This window comes from Actinoplanes sandaracinus (genome assembly GCF_030009775.1).
Taxonomy (GTDB): Bacteria; Actinomycetota; Actinomycetes; order Mycobacteriales; family Micromonosporaceae; genus Actinoplanes; species Actinoplanes sandaracinus.
Genome location: NZ_JASCTH010000007.1, coordinates 263,746 through 282,253, shown reverse-complemented (window position 1 = coordinate 282,253; position 18,508 = coordinate 263,746). Strand labels below are relative to the sequence as shown.

Annotated in this window: 17 protein-coding genes; 9 read left to right on the top strand and 8 right to left on the bottom strand. The window is 72.0% G+C overall.

All coding sequences use genetic code 11. The annotated features are described in order from the left end of the window. Window positions 1-31: 31 nt before the first annotated feature. Genes QLQ12_RS13230 through QLQ12_RS13215 form a run of 4 tightly spaced genes read right to left on the bottom strand, consistent with a single transcriptional unit; the run spans window position 32 to window position 5,777 of the window. Window positions 32-1,660, bottom strand: coding sequence for an ABC transporter substrate-binding protein (locus tag QLQ12_RS13230; RefSeq protein ID WP_282759808.1), 1,629 nt, complete (start codon window positions 1,658-1,660; stop codon window positions 32-34). Window positions 1,661-1,668: 8 nt separating this feature from the next. Continuing rightward, a complete protein-coding gene (gene pepN / locus QLQ12_RS13225; RefSeq protein ID WP_282759806.1) occupies window positions 1,669-4,116 on the bottom strand; it encodes an aminopeptidase N in 2,448 nt (815 codons plus the stop codon). 60 nt (window positions 4,117-4,176) lie between these two features. Beyond that, window positions 4,177-4,833 (bottom strand): Tat pathway signal sequence domain protein, encoded by a 657-nt coding sequence (locus QLQ12_RS13220; protein ID WP_282759804.1) that lies wholly within the window; start codon window positions 4,831-4,833, stop codon window positions 4,177-4,179. Between the two features lie 26 nt (window positions 4,834-4,859). Beyond that, a complete protein-coding gene (locus QLQ12_RS13215) occupies window positions 4,860-5,777 on the bottom strand; it encodes a hypothetical protein (protein ID WP_282759802.1) in 918 nt (305 codons plus the stop codon). 168 nt (window positions 5,778-5,945) lie between these two features. Here QLQ12_RS13215 and QLQ12_RS13210 point away from each other — a divergent pair, with 168 nt between their 5' ends. From QLQ12_RS13210 to QLQ12_RS13200, 3 genes are all read left to right on the top strand, one after another. After that, window positions 5,946-6,677 carry a TetR/AcrR family transcriptional regulator gene (locus QLQ12_RS13210; protein ID WP_282759800.1) on the top strand — a complete coding sequence of 244 codons (732 nt, stop codon included), beginning with the start codon at window positions 5,946-5,948 and terminating at the stop codon, window positions 6,675-6,677. 160 nt (window positions 6,678-6,837) lie between these two features. Beyond that, window positions 6,838-7,443, top strand: a complete 606-nt coding sequence (locus tag QLQ12_RS13205) for a DUF6230 family protein (RefSeq protein ID WP_282759799.1) — start codon at window positions 6,838-6,840, stop codon at window positions 7,441-7,443. A 2-nt stretch (window positions 7,444-7,445) separates the two neighbouring features. Beyond that, entirely contained in the window at window positions 7,446-7,895 is a 450-nt protein-coding gene (locus QLQ12_RS13200) for a DUF6114 domain-containing protein (protein WP_282759797.1), read from the top strand. A 27-nt stretch (window positions 7,896-7,922) separates the two neighbouring features. On the opposite strand, the gene QLQ12_RS13195 is transcribed toward QLQ12_RS13200, so the two are convergent. Continuing rightward, window positions 7,923-8,522, bottom strand: coding sequence for a DUF4232 domain-containing protein (locus QLQ12_RS13195; RefSeq protein WP_282759796.1), 600 nt, complete (start codon window positions 8,520-8,522; stop codon window positions 7,923-7,925). A 285-nt stretch (window positions 8,523-8,807) separates the two neighbouring features. Between QLQ12_RS13195 and QLQ12_RS13190 the strand changes: the two genes are divergently transcribed. After that, the gene (locus tag QLQ12_RS13190; protein ID WP_282759894.1) at window positions 8,808-9,626 is read left to right on the top strand and encodes a TylF/MycF/NovP-related O-methyltransferase; all 819 of its coding nucleotides are present in this window, start codon (window positions 8,808-8,810) and stop codon (window positions 9,624-9,626) included. On the opposite strand, the gene QLQ12_RS13185 is transcribed toward QLQ12_RS13190, so the two are convergent. Continuing rightward, entirely contained in the window at window positions 9,613-10,518 is a 906-nt protein-coding gene (locus tag QLQ12_RS13185; RefSeq protein ID WP_282759794.1) for a LysR family transcriptional regulator, read from the bottom strand. The genes QLQ12_RS13190 and QLQ12_RS13185 overlap by 14 nt on opposite strands. Before the next feature lie 195 nt (window positions 10,519-10,713). On the opposite strand from QLQ12_RS13185, the gene QLQ12_RS13180 reads away from it, so the two are divergent. The 4 genes from QLQ12_RS13180 (at window position 10,714) to QLQ12_RS13165 (ending at window position 14,538) form a co-directional block, all read left to right on the top strand. After that, a complete protein-coding gene (locus tag QLQ12_RS13180; protein WP_282759792.1) occupies window positions 10,714-11,541 on the top strand; it encodes a GNAT family N-acetyltransferase in 828 nt (275 codons plus the stop codon). Window positions 11,542-11,593: 52 nt separating this feature from the next. Beyond that, window positions 11,594-12,826, top strand: coding sequence for a serine hydrolase domain-containing protein (locus QLQ12_RS13175; RefSeq protein ID WP_282759790.1), 1,233 nt, complete (start codon window positions 11,594-11,596; stop codon window positions 12,824-12,826). 162 nt (window positions 12,827-12,988) lie between these two features. Next, window positions 12,989-13,822: an aldo/keto reductase gene (locus tag QLQ12_RS13170; RefSeq protein ID WP_282759788.1), complete on the top strand. Its 834-nt coding sequence runs from the start codon at window positions 12,989-12,991 to the stop codon at window positions 13,820-13,822. 131 nt (window positions 13,823-13,953) lie between these two features. Then, a complete protein-coding gene (locus QLQ12_RS13165) occupies window positions 13,954-14,538 on the top strand; it encodes a GIY-YIG nuclease family protein (RefSeq protein WP_282759787.1) in 585 nt (194 codons plus the stop codon). Here the strand turns inward: QLQ12_RS13165 and QLQ12_RS13160 are convergent. Both QLQ12_RS13160 and QLQ12_RS13155 read right to left on the bottom strand, forming a co-directional pair. Then, on the bottom strand, window positions 14,535-15,155 hold the full coding sequence (locus QLQ12_RS13160; protein ID WP_282759786.1) for a hypothetical protein: 621 nt from the start codon (window positions 15,153-15,155) through the stop codon (window positions 14,535-14,537). The genes QLQ12_RS13165 and QLQ12_RS13160 overlap by 4 nt on opposite strands. Window positions 15,156-15,270: 115 nt before the next feature. Beyond that, entirely contained in the window at window positions 15,271-16,977 is a 1,707-nt protein-coding gene (locus tag QLQ12_RS13155) for an amylo-alpha-1,6-glucosidase (RefSeq protein WP_282759785.1), read from the bottom strand. Window positions 16,978-17,132: 155 nt separating this feature from the next. Between QLQ12_RS13155 and QLQ12_RS13150 the strand changes: the two genes are divergently transcribed. After that, complete coding sequence (locus QLQ12_RS13150; protein WP_282759784.1) at window positions 17,133-18,476, top strand: hypothetical protein; 1,344 nt, start codon at window positions 17,133-17,135, stop codon at window positions 18,474-18,476. Window positions 18,477-18,508 lie beyond the last annotated feature (32 nt).

Here is an 18,508-nt window from a genome sequence, read left to right as displayed (position 1 = left end):
CGGGTTCGGCGACGGGACACCACCCGGGCCGTCAGCCGTGATCCAGCGAGACCCGGAGGAGATCGATGGCGGCCGGGGCGGAGGTGATCGAGAAGTTCCGGACGTTCGAGCCCCGCAGCATCAGGATTCCCTGATAGATCAGCGGCACGACCGGCGCGTCCTTCATGATCCGCCGGTCCAGCGCCGCCCACTGGGCCTGGGCCCGCGCCGGATCCGGCTCGGCCAGGGCCCGCTCCATCGCGGCGTCGACGTCCGGGCGGCTGTACCAGGTGGGCGTGAGTTCGCTGCCGGAGGAGTAGAGCGGCTGCAGGCTGCTGGCCGCGCCCGGGTAGTCGGGGATCCATCCGGACAGTTTCAGGTCGTAGTCGGCATCGCCCGCCCGGTTCGCCGCGATCCAGGCGTCGTAGCCGAGTTTCCTGATCTCCACGACGATCCCGGCCCGGGCCAGCGCACGCTGGATCAGGACGGCTCGGGTCCGGGTCGACTCGTCGTCGAAGATCCGCATGGTCAGCCGCAGAACCCGATGCCCCGCCTCGGCGAGAAGCCGCTTCGCCGTCGCCACGTCGCCGGAGGGGCCGGCCGGATAGAGGTCGTACTGGACGTGTCCCGGCATCCCGGGCGGGATCAGCGTGCTCGCCGGAACCGCGGCGGTCAGAGCGCCGACCGCCTCTGCCACGGCCGCCTTGTCCACCGCGTACTGGATCGCCTGCCGGACCTTGAGCTGCTGCAACGCGCCGCGCCGGTTGTTGATCGCCAGATAGCTGAGGAAGCTCGGTTCCGACCGGACCAGCCGCCGTCGCAGGTCCGGATCCCCGGCGACCCGCGGCAGACGGTCCTGCGGGATCATGCCCACGGCGATGGTGTCCCGGGCCGCGTCGGTGTCGGCGGTGACCCGGTCGAACTGCTCGGCCTCGGACCGGCCCAGCTCCACCACGATGCGGTCCGGAGCGGCGGTGCGCACCGGGTCGGTCGCCGGATCCCAGTGCGGGTTGCGCACCAACTCGACCCGGGAACCCGGCACCGACGTCGCGATCCGGTAGGGACCGGACGCCACCGGCCGGTACCGGTAGTTCTTCAGGTCGGCCTTGGCGCGGGGCACCGGCGTGAACGGCGCGGTGGCGACGATCCAGGGCCAGTCCCGGTACGCCACCCGCAGGTGGAAGACGATGCGCCGGGAATCCGGGGTCTCGATCGAGTCCAGTCCGGCTCCGGTGTGGGGGCCGCGGTAGCCGGCGCCGCCGACCAGCAGGGTCTTGTGATATCCCAGCCCCCGGGTCACCTCGGGGGCGAACGACCGCTCGATGCCGTACTTGATGTCGGCGGAGGTGATCGGCGTGCCGTCCTCGTACCGCAGCCCGGGCTTCAGGGTGTAGGTCCAGGTCCGGCCGCCGTCGCTGCTGCGCCCGGTGTCGGTCGCCAGGTCGGGCGCCGCCACCGGCGGTCGCCCGGGCTCGGCGTCCCAGGTGGTCAGCCGGCGCAGCACCAGGCCGGGCAGGGTGGTCGGCGCCCCCGTCACCCACGCGGGGTCGAAGATCATGTCTGTGCTGCTGTAAAGGACGGTGAGAGTGCCGCCGCCCGGGGCGGCCCCCGAGGCCGGAGCGGCGGCGCCCAGCGCGGCGGCCAGGAGGGCCAGCAGGGCGGGCAGACGAAGTCGGATCATGAGCGAGCTCACCACGGGGCGGGTTTGCGGGCGGCCATATCGGCGAGATCCGTGGTGGATGGCGTCGTGGGTGCGGCTGTGCGGTCGTCGAGCTCGTCCTCCCAGAACCGCCGCAGCACCGTGGGAACGTCGTCGCGCAGCGCGTCGCGTACCAGAGCCAGCTCCTGGTCGGTCAGCGGGACGGCGGGAAACGCCCGGCCCACCGCGGCGGCGACCGCATGCCCACGCCGGGCCAGAGACGGGGCGACCGCGACGTAGGCGGCGACGTACGGCGCGACGAGCTCGCGCTGCGACAGCGACCAGAGCCCGGCGGCAAGAGCCCCGAAGCGGCGTACGGAGATGTCCGGGTCCCCGGTCATCTCCGCCCAGGCCGCCGATTTCGCCGCGGCCGTGGGCCGGGCGGCCAGCGCGGTGAGGGCGCCGAGTTCGCCCGCGGCGGTGCCGTCGTGCCGCCGCTGCGCCTCGATCTGCCGGGCGTCGAGGCCGCCGAGTTCGGCCAGCCGGTGCACGACGGCCCAGCGCAGGCCCGGGTCGAGTGTCCATCCCTGGTCGGTGGCGCCCGCGTCCAGCCAGCGGCGCAGCAGCGCGGTGTCGGTCGTGGCCCAGGCCAGCCCGCGGGCCAGCGCGACGGCGCGCTGCTCGTCCGTGTCGCCGGTGTGCGCGCACGCCGCGGCGACCACCTCGAGCGCGGCGGGGACCGCCGAGGGCGACAGCACCCGGCGCACCAGAGCGTTGCGGGTGTGGTCCAGGGCGGCGGCCACCAGGGTCGGCGACGACTCGCGCGGCAGCTGCCGCGCCAGCACGTCCAGGTGCGCGGCCGGCGACGCCTGGTCGAGCATCGTCGCCCACAGCACCGCCCGCACGAGCGGGTCGGGCAGGCCGGCCAGCCCGTTGGCGACGGCGTCGTGGGAGTACGGGTCCAGTTCGATGCGGGCGAAGGTCTCGCCGTGCGAGTTGGGCACCACGACGAGCCCGGCCCACTCCGGCAGCGCCACGGGTTCGCCGGCGAGATCGACCAGCCGTGAACCGGCCGGCTCCAGCGACGCGGAGTACGCGCTGACGGTGAACCGGTGCGGTCGGATGCCGTCGCGGGTCAGCACCGGAACGCCGTCGCGGTGGGTGACCCGGATCGTGTCGTGTCCCGGCTGCCGCAGCCACACCCCGGCCCAGCCGCGCACGTCCCGCGGCGAGGCGGTGACGAGCGCCGACAGCAGGTCGTCGAGAGTGGCGTTGGCGAACCGGTGCCGGGTCAGGTGCGTGTTGACCCCGGCCAGGAAGTCCGGCTCGCCCAGCCAGGTCACCAGTTGCCGTACGACGGCGTTGCCCTTGCCGTAGGAGATCTCGTCGAAGATCGTCCGGCCGGTGTCCACGTCGGGCACGTCCTCGGCGGCCGGGGCGACGGGGTGCGTGGAGCGGCGCCGGTCGGCGAGGAAGGCGCCGGGTTTGTGGGCCGCCTCGAACGACACCCGAGCGCCGGGATATCCGGCCACGGTCTCGGCCACCTGGAATCCCATGTAGTCGGCGAACGACTCGTTGAGCCACGCGTCCTCCCACCACACCGGCGACACCAGGTCGGCGAACCACATGTGCGACATCTCGTGCGCGATCACCATCGCGCGGCGCCGCCGGTCGTCGTCGGTGACCCGGTGCCGGGGCAGCAGGGACTCGTTGACGGTGACGCAGCCCGGGCACTCCATCGCGCCCCAGTTGAGTTCGGGCACGAAGACCTGGTCGTAGGAGTCGAACGGAAACGGCTCGGTGAAGATCTCGGCGTAGTGGTCGAAGCAGTCCCCGGTGACCCGCCGCAGCTCCGCGGCGTCGCGTTCCAGCTCGGCGGCCAGGGAACGGCGGGCGTGCCATCCCATCGGCAGGCCGCGGTGCTCCCACTGCACCGAGTGGTACGGCCCGGCCACGACCACGAACTGGTCGCACGGGATCGGCGGGGTGGCGGCGAACGTGAACCGTCCCTGATCGGCGGAGGCAGGCAGGGCGTTCGACAGGACCGTCCACGCCGGATCCGCGGTCACGTCGAGCGTGATCGGAGCCTTGAGATCGAGTTGGTCGAAGCAGGCGAACAGACGCTGGGTGACGTCCAGGCCGAGATATCCGCCGACGTACCGTTCGCCGTCCACCGGATCGACGAAGCTGTGCAGGCCTTCGCCGTCGGTGACGTAGCGCAGGCGCGCGTCCACGACGACCTCGTGCGCTCCGGGGGAAAGACCTTCGAGCGGGATCCGGTCTCCGTCGTACGCCGTGGCGAGGGCCGTGCCGTCGAGCGTCACCGCGAGAGACTCGGCTCGGCGCAGTTCGAGGAACGTGTCGCCACCACGGGTGCGGAACCGGACGACGACCCGGCTCCGGAACGCGTCCGTGGAGGTGACGTCGAGCGCGAGGTGGTACGAGACATCGGAGAGCAGCGCGGCCCGGCGGCGGGCCTCGTCCAGGGTCAGAGACACCCGGGCAAGGGTACGGCGGCGCGTCGCGTCCGTGGCCGGTCACGACGCGCCGCGTGGCGGTCAGTTGACGAAGACGGGCGCTGCCGCGGCGTCGGCCACCGGGGTGTACTTCGCGGTGAAGTAGCCGTTGGTGACGCACGCGCTCGGCCCGGTGCTCTTGTTGAACTTCTGGTCGGCGAAGGCGATCGAGTTGTCGGTGTTGTCGGCGGTGCCGCTGATGGTGTTGCCGTCGGCGACGAAGACGCAGGTCACCGAGCCGAGCAGGGTGCGCAGCACCAGGGTGGCGGAGATCGGCGCGCTGTCGGTTCCGGTGACCGTGACGGTCCCGTCGCTGGCGACGGTGGTGGCGTACGGCTGGTTGTTGACCGTCACCCGGTTGACGCCCAGGACGCCGGTGATCCCGGTGACCGTGCAGTCGGCCAGGCCCAGGGTGGAGCCGAGCACGGCCGCGCCGGGAGCGGCCGGGTTGTCGTTCACCACGGCGCTGAAGCTGGAGGTGTCGCACTTCATGCCGCTGGTGCCGGCCGGGGCGGTGGCGAAGACCGCCTGGCTACCGGTGGCGAGGCCGGCCGAGATGGTGTCGCCGACGGCGACGGCGGCGCCGGCCGGGCTGCCGGAGGTCAGCACGGTGTCGTCGTCGGCCAGCGCCGGGGCGGCGAACAGGAGGGCGACGGCGGCGCCGGTCAGTGCGGCGGCGGCGATGCGGTTGCTGTGCATGGGGGGTGCACCTTTCGTGAGGTTCGTCAAGACGTGGCCGAGGCGGCCAGCGCCTGGTTGAGGTCGTCCAGGTCGGGCGAGACGGCGAAGGTGGTGTCGTTGCGGCTGAACACCACCGCGTTGCGGCCGGCCGCCGAGGGCAGGCCGAACGCCAGGTTGATCAGGGGATCGAGGGTGCCGGGGAGGAGCCCGCAGCCGTTCGCCTTCGGCACCGCGTACGCGTTGTCGACCAGGGTCGCGCCGGTGAAACCGGCGGCGAGGGTCTGGAAGCCGTTGGGGTCGGGCTCGATGCGCAGCGTGCCGGGGTCTCCGGTGGCCGGCCGGTTCGGGGCCGGCGGATTCGTGGTGCCGGTGGTCGGGCTGAACATGATCGGGGCCCGCTCGGAGCCGATGTAACACCGGCTGCCGAAGAGCGCGTTGGAGAGGCGCAGTTTGACCGGCAGGGCGAAGACCGGGGTGTTCCCGCCGGTGGCCAGGGGAACGAAGTCGGTGATCGGACCGGCCAGTTCGACCTTGGCGAAAACGCTTGTCACGCCGGGGATGAGGTTGGCGATGCCGGGGAGAGTGACCTCGAGCGGTTCGGCGACCAGGGTTCTGCCCTTGGCCGCGGGGACGGTGGAGTAGATGTTGGCGACGGAGCCGTCTGGGAACTCCCGGACCGGCGCGCCGGCCGGCCAGTAGACGCCGAACTGCACGGTGATCGGGTCGTCGAACGCGACGGTGGTGGAGCCGATCGTGATGCTGCCGGCGTTCGTGACCGAGTGGACACAGCCGACCTGGAGGTTCGCCGGGTCCTTCATGGCGGCCGACGAGAGCGGGCAGTGATCCAGGCCCTGATAGACGCCGCCCGGTGCGGCGGCGTGTGCCGGGATCGCGCTGAGGGCCAGCATCGTTGCGCCGGCGGTGATCGTGGCGAGGACGGACTTGAGCCGTGACGCGGTCATGGCGCCACCCAACCTTTCGTCAAGGATGCGGTGGCCCGGCCGTTTCCGCAGCGTTCCGGGGCTTGAGTGGGAGGCGATACTGGGGGAACCGCCTCGGCACCATCGAGGTCGTACCTGACGTATGAGAAACCCCAGCGGTATGTCATGTCAAGGCATCGAAGGATGGCGATGGATAATCCGCTAGTCAGTCCGCTTCCGGGCGCCCGGGCCGGTCGTGATCCGGCTCGGGCGATCAAGCGCGGCCCGCGATCGATGACCCCCGAGGCGGTGGCCGCCACGCAACGGGAACGGCTCTATGACGCGCTGGTGCACACGGTCGCCGAGAAGGGGTACGGCAACGCCCGGGTGAGCGACATCTGCGCGGCGGCGGGAGTGACCCGGCCGGCGTTCTACGCGCTGTTCACCGGCAAGGAGGACGCGTTCCTGGCCACCTACCGGTACGGCACCGCGGTCGTCCTGCGGCTGATGGACGACGCCTACGCGGAGGCGGGTGATTGGCGTACCGGCGCCCGGGTCGCGCTCACGGTGCTCCTCGACGTGCTGGCCGGGGTCCCGGCCTTCGCTGTCATGGCGATCGTGGAGATCGACGCCGTCGGCCCGGTCGCGCGACGTGAACGCGCTGAGCTCCTGGGCCGGTTCGCCAGGTTCTTCACCGACGCCCCTCCGGTGCCGGAGGGCCTGATCGACACGGTGGTCGGCGGCGTCTACGCGACCATCTACGGCCACGTGTCCGCCGGCCGGGTCGCGGAGCTGCCACGGCTGGCGCCGATGCTCAGCTACTTCATGATGGCGCCGTTTCTGGGCCGGGACGGCGCGGCGTCCGAACTGGCCGCTCCGCCCGCCGGGGAACGGGTGGTGGCCCCGTGCGCGACGTCGGATACCGCCGAGGTTTTCCACTGATGCCGAATGTGGGCGCGCGGCCTTGACGGCTCTCATTACCGGGGCGTAACTTCCCGGAAATCCATCGAGGTGCGCCAATGGCCATTGCTCCGGGAGGGCATCCGCAGTGCCCTGTTCCGGCGGCGATCGCCCGACTCGCCAGACGCGAAAGGGAGAGAGCATGTCCTCCACACGTAGCGGCCGGACCCGCTGGCGCCGGTTCGCCGCGGTCATGTTCGGCGGCCTGGTGGCCACCACCGGCCTGGTCCTGCTCACCGGCCAGGGGGTGCTCGCGGCGTCCTTCTCGATCTCCGGCATGCCGTTCACGGTCACCTCGCCCAAACTGCACGGGTACGGCTTCGCGCAGTACGCGGAGATGGACCAGATGGCCCCGGACAGCCCGAACGAGGGGGACACCGGCGGCCAGGTACTCGTCATCGTCTCCGCGATCCGCGACGCCAAGCTGGACGGGCTGTGCCAGAGCATCAACCTCGGCGGCACCAATCTCAAGATCACCGCCGGCAGCCCCACCAACAAGGTCACCGCCGACACCCTCGTCGTCGACTCCGACCTGATCACCGCGAACGCCGAGTTCAAGACCATCGACATCGGGCAGGACGCCAGCACGCTCAACCGGGTCCCGGGCCGCAAGGGCGCCATCGGCGTCTTCGGCCAGCAGGCCGAAGAGGTGACCCTCACCAACCTGCGGCAGAACAACTACGCGACCACGGCCGCCACGTTCCGCCTGCCCAACCTGCGGATGGCCTTCACCGGGGACGGCTGCTGACCATGTCCGACACCGGCGTACCGTCTGTGCCCGGCACCGGCGTGCCGGAGCCGTCGGCCCGGGCCCGCCGCTGGAGGCGCTGGCGCCACAGCCGGCCCTTCTGGGGCGGCCTGCTCGTGCTGCTCGGCGGCATCGAGATCCTGATGACGGTCTGGGCCCCGCTCGGCGTGGTGCTGCACGTCGGCATGCAGAGCTTCATCGGCTACATGGTGCCGGTCGTGATCATCCTGTGTGCGCTGCTCCTCTGGTTCAACCCGGAGCAGCGGATCTTCTACTCGCTGATCTCCATCGTCTGTGCGCTCACGTCGTGGCTCACGTCGAACATGGGCGGCTTCGTCATCGGACTGCTGCTCACCCTGACCGGCGGGGCGCTGGCCTTCGCGTGGACCGCCGAAGCTCCGGCGGCGAACGATGACGAGGTGAGCGCGGCCGCGTCGGAGGGCTCACCGTGACGCCTGATCCCGGCCGGCCGGCCGGGATCAGGAGAGGGCGGCGGCGCGGGTCTCCGACAGTGGACTGATCCGCATCGCCGACATGGCGACGCCGTCCTGGTCGGCCTCGGGCACCCCGATCGTGTCGGCGACCGCACCGGTGGAGTCCGGATCCACGATGTACTGCCATGCGACTCCGACCCCGCAGTTCGCGCGGCCCGGGACGCAGCCGTCCCACTCGACCCGGGACCAGGCGCTGGCCTGCGGCAGCAGGAGGATCCCGGGGCCGCCGGCGGCCTGGCCGACCTGGCGGGTGGGAATCCGGACCAGGTCGCCGGGCGCGGTGACCAGAGCGATGTCGGCCCAGCCCTGGACCCGGCAGGCCCGGCCGGAGGTGTTGGTCAGGCTCAGCAGCGCCTCGCGTGCCCCGGGCCGTGCCGGCCGGGGGAGTCCGGTGACCGTGCCGGTCAGGTCGTCGGTGAGGCAGGCGGGGCTCACCTCGGCGGCGGGAACGTCCGGCGCGCTCGGGTTCTCGCCCGCGGACGCCTCGCCGGCCCGGCCCGCACCGACGAGCGCGATGGCGACGGCCCCGACGAGCAGCGCCGGCGTGAGAGTCATCAACATCCGGGAGGCGGTGTTCCGTGTCATGCCGGTTACTCTGCCGAGCCCGCCCTGCTCATGATCCGGTGCGCGGCACGGGTGGCACGAAGCCGGTACCGATCAACCGTGCCGGTACGGCCCCCACCGTGGACCGTCCTGCTTTTCCGGGCCGGCCGGAATCGGCGCGGCGGAAGGACGAGTGGACGGCGTTTGGGCCGCGAGAGATGCCGGGATCAGCGACGATGGCAACCTCCGGGGCTTATGGGGGGTTGTGCAAATGGCATGGAGATCTTTTCACGTTCGGCGGCGCTCGGTAGCTTGCGGACCGTGACGATGCGCAAGAGTGTCAACCGAGCGTTACGGGGCCTCACCGGGTACGAACTGCGGAAGGCGAAGAAGCCGGTCGCGAAGCCCGTGACCAGGCCGGAGCCCGCCCCCGCCGCGGAGCCCGCGGCGGCGAGACAGCCGGAGATCACGTTTCCGGTGGACTACGACGACGCCGCCCGGGACACCATCCGCACCGTCCGGCCGTGGACCATGACGTCACCGGAGAAGCTGAACGCGCTCGTCTACGCGGTGCGGTACGTCGTGCGGCACCGGATCCCCGGCGACATCGTGGAGTGCGGGGTGTGGCGGGGCGGCAGCATGCTGGCCGTCGCGAAGACGCTGGCCGAGGCCGGCGACACCGCGCGCCACCTGCATCTCTACGACACGTTCGAAGGCATGAGCGAGCCGACCGAGCACGACAAGCGGCACGACGGCCGCAGCGCCGCGGACATGCTGGCGGCCAGTGACAAGAGCGCCGGTGTGTGGGCGTACGCCTCGTTCGAGGACGTGCGGGCGACGATGCGGGAGTCGGCGTACCCGGCCGACCGGATCCACTACTACCGGGGCAAGGTGGAGGACACGATTCCGGCCGGCGCCCCCGAGCAGATCAGCATCCTGCGCCTCGACACCGACTGGTACGAGTCGACCCGTCACGAACTGGTCCACCTGTGGCCCCGGCTCGTGCCCGGCGGCGTGCTCCTGCTCGACGACTACGGCTGGTGGGACGGCGCCCGCCGGGCCGTGGACGAGTGGCTGGCCGAGACGAATCCGCGCGTGTTGCTGCTGCGCATGGACGAGGGCCGGATCGCGGTCAAGCAGGAGTGACGCCCGGCGGCTCCGTCCGCGCGTCCTCGGCGGCCCGGATGAAGGCGCGAACCAGCGGGGTCTCTCCGGTTCGGCGCCACACCGGGGCGTACCGCAGGATCGGTCCGTCGATGATGGGCCGGAACGTGATGTCCCGGCGCTGGCGGGAGGCGGCCGCCAGCGACCCGATGGGCGAGACGACGTCGCCGGTGGCGATCGCCGTGAACGCCTCCTCCAGAGTGGCCACGGCGGTTCCGCGCCGGATGGGCCGTCCGGCCGGCGTCACCGCCGGGGTGTGCGTGTGCCACACGTAGTCCGGAATGGGCCCGTCCACCTCCACTACCAGGTGATCACCCAGCTCCTCCATCTCGACCCGATCCCGGCGGGCCAGCGGATGGCCGGAGGCGACCGCCAGCACCAGCGGCTCGGCGTGCAGTTCCGGCCCGACGACGAGATCGGGCTCGCGGACCGGTAACCAGAGCAACCCGATGTCGACCCGTTCGGTGCGCAGGCCGCCGAACGGGTCGCTCGGCAGGATCTCGCGCATCCGCAGATCGCACTGGGGATGCCGCTGCCGGAACAGGTCGAGAACGGCCGCGATCTCCTGGTAGTGGGTGGAGAAGGTGCCGACGGTCAGGGGGCCGGCCTGGCCACGAGCGGTGGCGGCCGCCTCCTCGATGCCGGTCATGATCTCGCCGTACCCGGCGTCGAGCCGGTCGCGAAGTCGCGTCCCGAGCGGAGTCAGCCGCACGCTGCGGCTCGTCCGCTCGAACAGGGCGCCCCCGATCCGGCGCTCCTGCTGCTTGATCGACTGGCTGACCCGCGCCGGGGAGACGTGCAGGCGCTCGGCCGTACGCCCGAAGTGAAGCTCTTCGGCGAGCGTCAGGAAGATCTTGATATCGCGCAGTTCCACAGGCCGCCCCCTCGCGCTCGGTCCGCGCGCGTCGCCGCCGGAGTCGGCGGCCCGCGCGAGCCGGAAGTGTACGGAGTTACGTGGCCCACCCTCGACTGTGGGCCGTCGGCCTGACGTCGAACGATAACCGGGGGCTTAACGAGCGGTTCGATCTTGCGCATTGTTCCGGCCCCGCGGCCGGACGATGGTGAGCTCATGAGCGAAACCCCGATCGGCATCGTGGCGGCGACGGACCGTCCCGGAGTGTCGTGGTGGCAGGCGACGACGCCGCACGGCGTCGTGGCCGGCATCGCCCGCCTGCGGCCGGCCGGCCTGTTCAGGCACGACGTCCTGCCGCGCGCGGGCCCGCCCGGGAAACCGGGCCTCGCCGACCTGGGCGTCCCCGAACTGAGCGTGCACGTGCGGCCGGCATGGCGGCGGCACGGGATCGGCTCTCGGCTCCTGGCCGCCGTCCGGGAACGGACCGCCGAGCCCCGCCTGGTCGCCGATGTGGTCGCGGGCTCGGCGGGGGAGGCCTTCTGCCTGCGGCACGGCTTCCGGCACACCGGGTTCCGGCGCCATGACCTGCTCACCTATCGCGACGTCCACCGGGCGTGGCTGGGGGAGATGGTCGACGCCCAACACCCCGGGTACCGCCTGGCCCACTGGACCGGCGTCCTGCCCGACCCGCCCCGGCCCGAAGAACCGCTTCTGAGCCCGGGTGGCCCCGGTGACGCCGTGCTGACCGCCGCGGACTCCGGCGGCGACCGGGCGGCCTACGCCGTGGCGGTCGTCGGCGGACGCACCCCGCACCGCGCCCGCCAGTACGGGCCCGCTGTGCTCCCCGGCCACCACGGACGGGGGCTCGGCCTCTGGGTCAACGCCGCCCTGGTCCAGCGACTGCGCGAGGTCCACCCGTACGTCGACGAGATCGAGACCGCCACCGCCGAGGACGACCCCGGCCTGCTCGCCACGCGCGAACACCTCGGCTTCCGGGCCGTCGGCCGGACCCGCCTCTACGAGCTTCGGCTCGCCGGGGCCTGAACACCACGCGACGACGCGCCGCGTCGATCGCACACCGCGAACAAGGAGATCGATGATGGAACACGGCAACGGCGGCTTCTCCAAGACGGGGTTGCACCGGCTGCGTGACGTGCTGGCCCGGCATGTCGAGTCCGGACGGATCCCGGGTGTCGTCGCCCTGGTCAGCCGGGGCCCGGAGACGCATGTCGAGGCGCTGGGGACGATGCGCCACGACGGCGGCGCGCCGATGCGCCGGGACACCGTCTTCCGGATGGCGTCGACGTCGAAGCCGGTCACGATGGCGGCCGCGATGGTCCTGCTCGACGAGTGCCGGCTGCGGCTGGACGACCCGGTCCAGCAGTGGTTGCCCGAGCTCGCCGACCGGCGGGTGCTGAAGCGGATCGACGGGCCGTTGGACGAGACCGTGCCCGCGCGGCGGCCGATCATCGTGCGGGACGTGCTGAGCTCCACGTTCGGGCTGGGCATGGACATGACGGTTCTCGGCACGCCGATCATGAACGCCGTCTTCGAGCAGGGGCTCACCCCCGACCTGCCGCAGCCGATGCCGGAGCCGGACGAGTGGATGCGCCGTCTCGGCACGCTGCCGCTGATGCACCAGCCCGGGGAGCGCTGGCAGTACCAGATCAGCAACGACCTGGTCGGTGTGCTGGTCGCCCGGGTCACGGGCCAGTCGTTCGAGTCCTTCCTGCGGGAACGCGTCTTCGAACCGCTGGGTATGAAGGACACCGGGTTCCACACCCCCGCCGGCGAGATCGACCGGCTGCCGCCCCTGTACGCCCCCGACCCACGGACCGGGGAGTTCACCGTGTGGGACGAATCGGAAGGAGGCCGTTACAGCCGCCCTCCGGCGTTTCCGGGCGGCGGCGGGGGACTGGTGTCCACCGCCGACGACTATCACGCCTACTTCCGGATGCTGCTCCGTCAGGGGATGCACGGGACCGAGCGGATACTGTCCCGGCCGGCCGTCGAGCTGATGACCACGAACCGTCTCACACCCGAGCAGCAGGCCGCCCGCACCGCGACGGCCCGCGACAACGTCCATGTGTCGTTCGGTCAGGGCCAGCACGGCGGGTGGGGCTTCGGGATGGCGGTGCGCACCTACCGCGGTGACTACGCGCCGATCGGCCAGTTCGGCTGGGACGGCGGAGCCGGCACCTCGACCTACGCCGACCCGGGCAACCAGCTCACCGGAATCCTGCTCACCCAGGTCGGCATGACCGTTCCGGATCCGGCGCGGCTCATCCACGACTTCTGGACCACGCTCTACCAGGCGATCGACGACTGACACCGGCCGATCGCGCGCCGGAGGCGTCAGCCGCGCCGCCACTTCGGGTTCAGGGTGCCGGCGCACTCCGCCACCGGGGCCGAGCGCCATCGCCGCCGTTGCGGTCCATGATGTCGATGCGCTTCGCACTCGCGCGGGGCTCGGATTCCAAGGAGGACCATGATGGCGACGGTGTTTCGGATCGGCGGGGACCTGCCGGTCCGGCGGCTCGGATTCGGGGCCATGCATCTGCCGACCGAGTGGGGAGCGGCCCGGGAATCCGCGACGGCGGTCGTCCGGCGGGCCGTCGAACTGGGCGTCACGCTGATCGACACCGCCTACCTCTACGGTGGCGGAGCCAACGAGGAGCTTCTCGCCGAGGCTCTGTACCCCTACCCGGACGGGCTGGTCGTCACCACCAAGGTGGGCGTCGCGAGGTCGGGGCCGGACGGCGAGTGGCGACTGGACGGCCGGCCGGCCGTGCTGCGGGAGCAGGTCGAGCAGGCCTTGCGCCGGCTGCGGGTGGAGCGGATCGAGCTGCTGCAACTGCACCGGATCGATCCGCGGACGCCGCTGGCCGATCAGATCGGCACGCTGGGCGAACTGCAGCGCGAAGGCAGTATCGGCCGGATCGGGCTGTCCGAGGTCACCGTCGCCGAACTGGAGCAGGCTCGCCGGATCGTCGACGTGGCGAGCGTGCAGAACCGGTACAACGTGCTCGATCGCGAGCACGAAGCCGTTCTCGGAGCGTGCGAGCGGGCCGGGATCGCGTTCCTGCCGTGGCGGCCGGTCGCCGCGGGCGGATCGGGGGCGACGGCGCAGATCGCCGCTGTCGCCGCCGAGACCGGAGCCACCGCCACCCAGGTGGTGCTCGCCTGGCTGCTCGGCCGCTCACCGGTCATGCTGCCGATCCCCGGCACCGCCCGGGTGCGGCACCTGGAGGAGAACCTCGCCGCGGAGCGCCTCCTGCTGACTCCGGCCCAGCGCGCCGCCCTCGACGGCCTCGCCGGTGCGTGAAGGCCGGGCCCGGGAGCGTGCCGCCGGTGGCGCCCGGTGCGTTGGCCGGTCTGTCGCCGTCCGTGGCCGCTGATCGCGGCGCTGTCCCCGCGGCGCCGCCGTGACCGGCCCGGACGCCTAGCATGGTCTCGATGACCACTCCCGGAACGCGACTCGGCAACCTTCCCAGCGACCGGACCCGGGCGGAGGAGGCCCTGCGGCTGCTGTCCGGCACGCCGGTCGCGCTCGACGTCGCCGTCAAGAGACTCAGCCGTGGCAGCGGCGTCTACGCGTGGTGGGCCGCTCCTTCGGTCTTCCCCGATCTGCCCGGATCTCCGAACGGAAACGCCCCCTCGCTACGGCTGCTGTATCTCGGCCGGGCGACCAGCCTGCGGGGCCGGATCCTGCGCAACCATCTGCGGCGTTCGGGCAGCTCGACGCTGCGCCGCACACTGGCCGGGCTTCTCGTGGCCGAGGGCTACCGGACCACGTGGACCGACCGTGTCGTCCTGGTCCCCGAGGACGAGGCGCGGCTGACCGCGTGGATGTACGCGCACCTGCGCTTGACCTGGGCGCAGGATCCGGAGCCGGCGAGCACCGAGGCCGAACTGGTCCGCCGCCTGCACCCTCCGCTGAACGTGCACGGCGTCGATGCCGAACACGTCCAGGCGACGGTGGTGGCCGCGAAGAACGCGTACGAGACCTCCGGCAGCCCGGAGGCGACGAAGGCCCCTTAGGAGTGGAAGCGGGCGCGGCGGCGTGTGGCCAGCACGCTCCCCACACCGGCGCCGAGCAACAGCAGGCCGATCCCGCCGAGCGACGCGGCCGTGGGGCCGGTGATGGGCAGGTTCTCCCGGCCGTCGCCGATGACGTCGACCTTGCTGACGCCGGTGATCGGCGTCAGCCCCTTGGCGGAGAACGTGATGGTCACCGTCCCGGTGTCGCCCGGCTTGGCGGACTTGGCGGCCGTCACCACCACCGGCAGGTACTGCTCGATCGTCTCTCCTTCGAACGAGAGCTCTCGCGGGTCGGAGCAGACCACCCGGTTCGGTGACGGTGCGACGCATTCGCCGCCGCCGTCCTCGCCCGGGGTGAGCCGAACCCCGGCGGCGCCGCTCAGGTGATAGGAGACCTTCGCCTCCGTCAGCTTCACCGGGCCCGCCGTCGACCACAGGTTCGGTCCCAGCGGATCAACGGCGGTGCCGCCCGTGGGCACTTCGATGTCCGGGAAGGCGGCCGAGATCGGGCCGTCCCGGTGGACCGCACCGGCCCGGGCCGGGCCCAGGCCGGTGGCGAGGAGAACGCCGGCCGTTGCGAGTACGCCCGTCAGCAGTCGCGCGCACCGATGCCGCATCGTCGTTGTCTCCGTCCCGGCCGTGGATAAGGCCTACGCAGCGTAACCAGGGCGCGGAGCAAGTCCGCGACGTGACACGCTGTAACCGCGCGGTCGCAGGTGGCGGGATCCGCGATCAGTGGCTGCGGCGTTGCTCGTGGGCGGCGGCGAGGATCAGGTAGGCGGCCGCCGTCCAGGTGTAGGCGCGGTCCCGCAGGCCGGTGCCGGTGGTGGCGTCGAAGTTCTCGGCGAAGCCGGACTTCTCGCACAGGGCCCGGAACCGGTGGCTGACCTCGTCGGCGAAGGCGCCGTGCCCGCCGCGGCGCAGGCCGTCCTCGACCAGGACGGTGGACGGGGCCCAGATCGGGCCGCGCCAGTAGCCGTCGGCGAGGTAGTGGGGCGAGTCGAGGGGTTCGGTGGCGAGGCCGTAAGGCGTCAGGTGCCGCTCCAGCCGGGTGACCAGCGCGGTGCGCACGTCGGGCGGAAGCTCGTCGGCGAGCACGATCGCCATCAGGTCGAGGAGGCTGCCGCCGGCACCGCCGGCGTCGTCGCTGCCGGTCAGAGGGCTTCGGGCGACGAACCGGCCGTCCTGCCACAGTCGGCTCAGGAGGCCGGTCCGGAGGGCTTCGGCGGTCTTCGCGTGGCCGGCGGCCTCATCGGGCCGGCCCAGCTCGGTGCCGAGGGCCGCCAGCTCCCGCAGTTGCAGGATCAGGAAGGCGGCCAGGTCGGCGGTCTCCAGAACCCGGTGACCGTCGAACGTCGTGGCGTTGTCCCAGCCGCTGTCGTTGCCGTGCTGGTAGTGCGGCAGTTCGCGGCCGGGCACCCGTCGATGGGTGAGCCAGAAATCGGTCCAGCGGGTCAGTCGTTCGTACGCCACCATCAATTGATCTTGATCGGGCGGAGTGGTCATGGAGGTCCGCAACCGGCCCAGCGCCCAGCCGTGGATCGGTGGTTTGACGAAGTTGTAGAGGATCTCCGAGTGGGTCACCGAGTCGGGCAGCGCGCCCGCCTGGTCCTGGTGGTCGAAGGGCAGCAGGAACTGGTCCCAGGCCAGGCCGGGGTCGCCGGCGGCCAGGGCGAGGGCGTTGAAACAGTGGTCCCAGCTCCAGACCTTGTCCATCCAGTGCTTGGACATGAGCACGGCCGGGCGGGCCAGGAAACCGCCGGGATCCACCGTCGCCGACCAGATGACGTACGCGGCCAGCTCGGCGGCCGGGGTCTCGGCGGTACGCCACGGCGCGACCGCGGCCACGAACTCGTCGAACGTCTCCCGCGCGGCCCGGGCCACCCGGTCGAAGGGGAGATCGGCGCGGTACGGGTGGCGGGCCGTCTCGTACTCCTCCACGGCGACCTCCCACGGCTGCCCGGCGGCCAGGTCGAGATGCCGGTCGCCGTCGCCGAGCAGTTCCACGCCGTGCGCGGTGATCTCGCCGGTCAGGACGGTGACCCGGTAGCGGCGGCCGGTCTCGTAGGACGTGAAGACGTGCGAGCCGTCCACCGGGTCGCGGTAGAGGTAGTTGCCGCCGAACGGGGTCAGCGTCGCCACCGCCGAGGCGATGCGCAGGCCGGCGCCGGTGCCGCGGATCCGGATCGTGCTGGGGTCCTGGTAGGCCAGGTCGATCCGGCCCGCGCCGTCCTGCCAGGACAGCAGCGCGGGGGTGGCGGTGACCGTCGCCCCGGCGGCGGCCCGCAGGCGCAGCACCGGGTGCATTCCGGTCTGGTGGGAGACCAGGTGCAGGTCGTCGGCATAGGTCTTCTCGGCGATCACCGGGGAGATGCCGAACCAGGAGCCCCGGAAGCTGAACGGGATCTCCCGGACGGAGAAGGCCGGACTCGGCGGCATGAACGGCCTCCGGTGATGGTGAGTGATCCTTGGCGGCGCGGACTCAGCATTCCACACCCCGGTCGCGGCGACGGGCCCGGCACAACCGCCTGCCGCGACCCCGCCATCGAGTTAAGGTCGTCGATGAGACGTCACCGGCTCCTGAGGGGGAAAATGTGATCCGAAGACTCGCCGCCCTCCTGCTCGTCCTCGTCTCCGTCGCCGGACTGTCACCTGGCGTCGCCACCGCCGCGCCCACCGCCACTCACCACACGGGTGTGCTGCGCGACGGCGGCACCTGGGTCGCCGACGTGCCGGCCCGCTGGAACGGCACCCTCGTTCTGTACAGCCACGGCTTCGGCGCGCTCGAAGCCATCGATGCGCCCGATCCCGAGGTGCAGCGGGCGATGCTCGACCGTGGGTACGCCCTGGCCGGCTCCTCCTACGACCCGAACGGCTCACTCTGGGCGCTGAACAGCGCCACCCGCGACCAGTTCGAAACCCTCGCCGCCGTCACCGCGATCATCGGCGAGCCGCGCGTCACCCTGGCCCTCGGCAGCTCCATGGGCGGCCTCGTCAGCGGTCAGGAAGCGCAGCTCGGCGGCCGGCGCCTCGACGGCGCGGTGTCGATCTGCGGGCTGATGGGCGGCGGCATCAACCTCAACAACTACCAGCTCGACGGTACGTACGCCCTGAACCGGCTGCTGCGCCCGGATCGTCCGGTCAAGCTCGTCGGCTACGCGAGTCCCGCCGAGGGCGCCGCGGCGGCGGCCGAACTGGCGGCGAGCGCGAGCGCTGCGCGTACCACCGCGGAAGGTCGTGCCCGGGTGGCCCTGGCCACCGCCCTGCTGAACATGCCCACCTGGTCGGACTCGCAGGCGTCGCCGCCGCGTGATGCCGAAGGCATCGCCGCGGCTCAGCACGAATGGCTGGTCGGCACCCTGCCGTTCATCATGCCCGCCCGGCACTTCATCGAACGGTCCGCCGGTGGCAACGCGTCCTGGAACGCCGGCGTCGACTACGCGGCCCTGCTGGAGCGGTCGGCGCACCGCGACACCGTCGGCAGCCTCTACCGGGCCGCCGGGCTGAACCTGCGCGCCGACCTGGCCGACCTCACCCGGCACGCCGACATCACCCCGGACAAGCCAGCGGTCCGCCACCTGGCCCGCACCTCCACGCTCTCCGGCCACCTGGACGTGCCGCACCTGACCATGCACACCCTGTACGACCAGCTCGCCCCGGTCGAGTACCAGGAGCAGTACGCCCGCCGGGTGCGCGCCGCCGGCGACCAGCGGCTGCTCCGGCAGGCCTACGTGAACCGGCGCGGCCACTGCGCCTTCACCCCGAGCGAGATCATCGCCGCCGTCCGCGCCGTCGAGCACCGGGTGCGCACGGGGTACTGGGGTCCGGCCGCCACCACCCGGCGCCTGCAGGCCGACGCGGTGGGGCTCGGGCTCGGCGACACGCCGGCGTTCATCGACCACCGGCCGGGGCCTTTCGTCAACGACCGAATCACTTGATCGGGTGCCGAACGCGCCGATGGTGAGGGGGT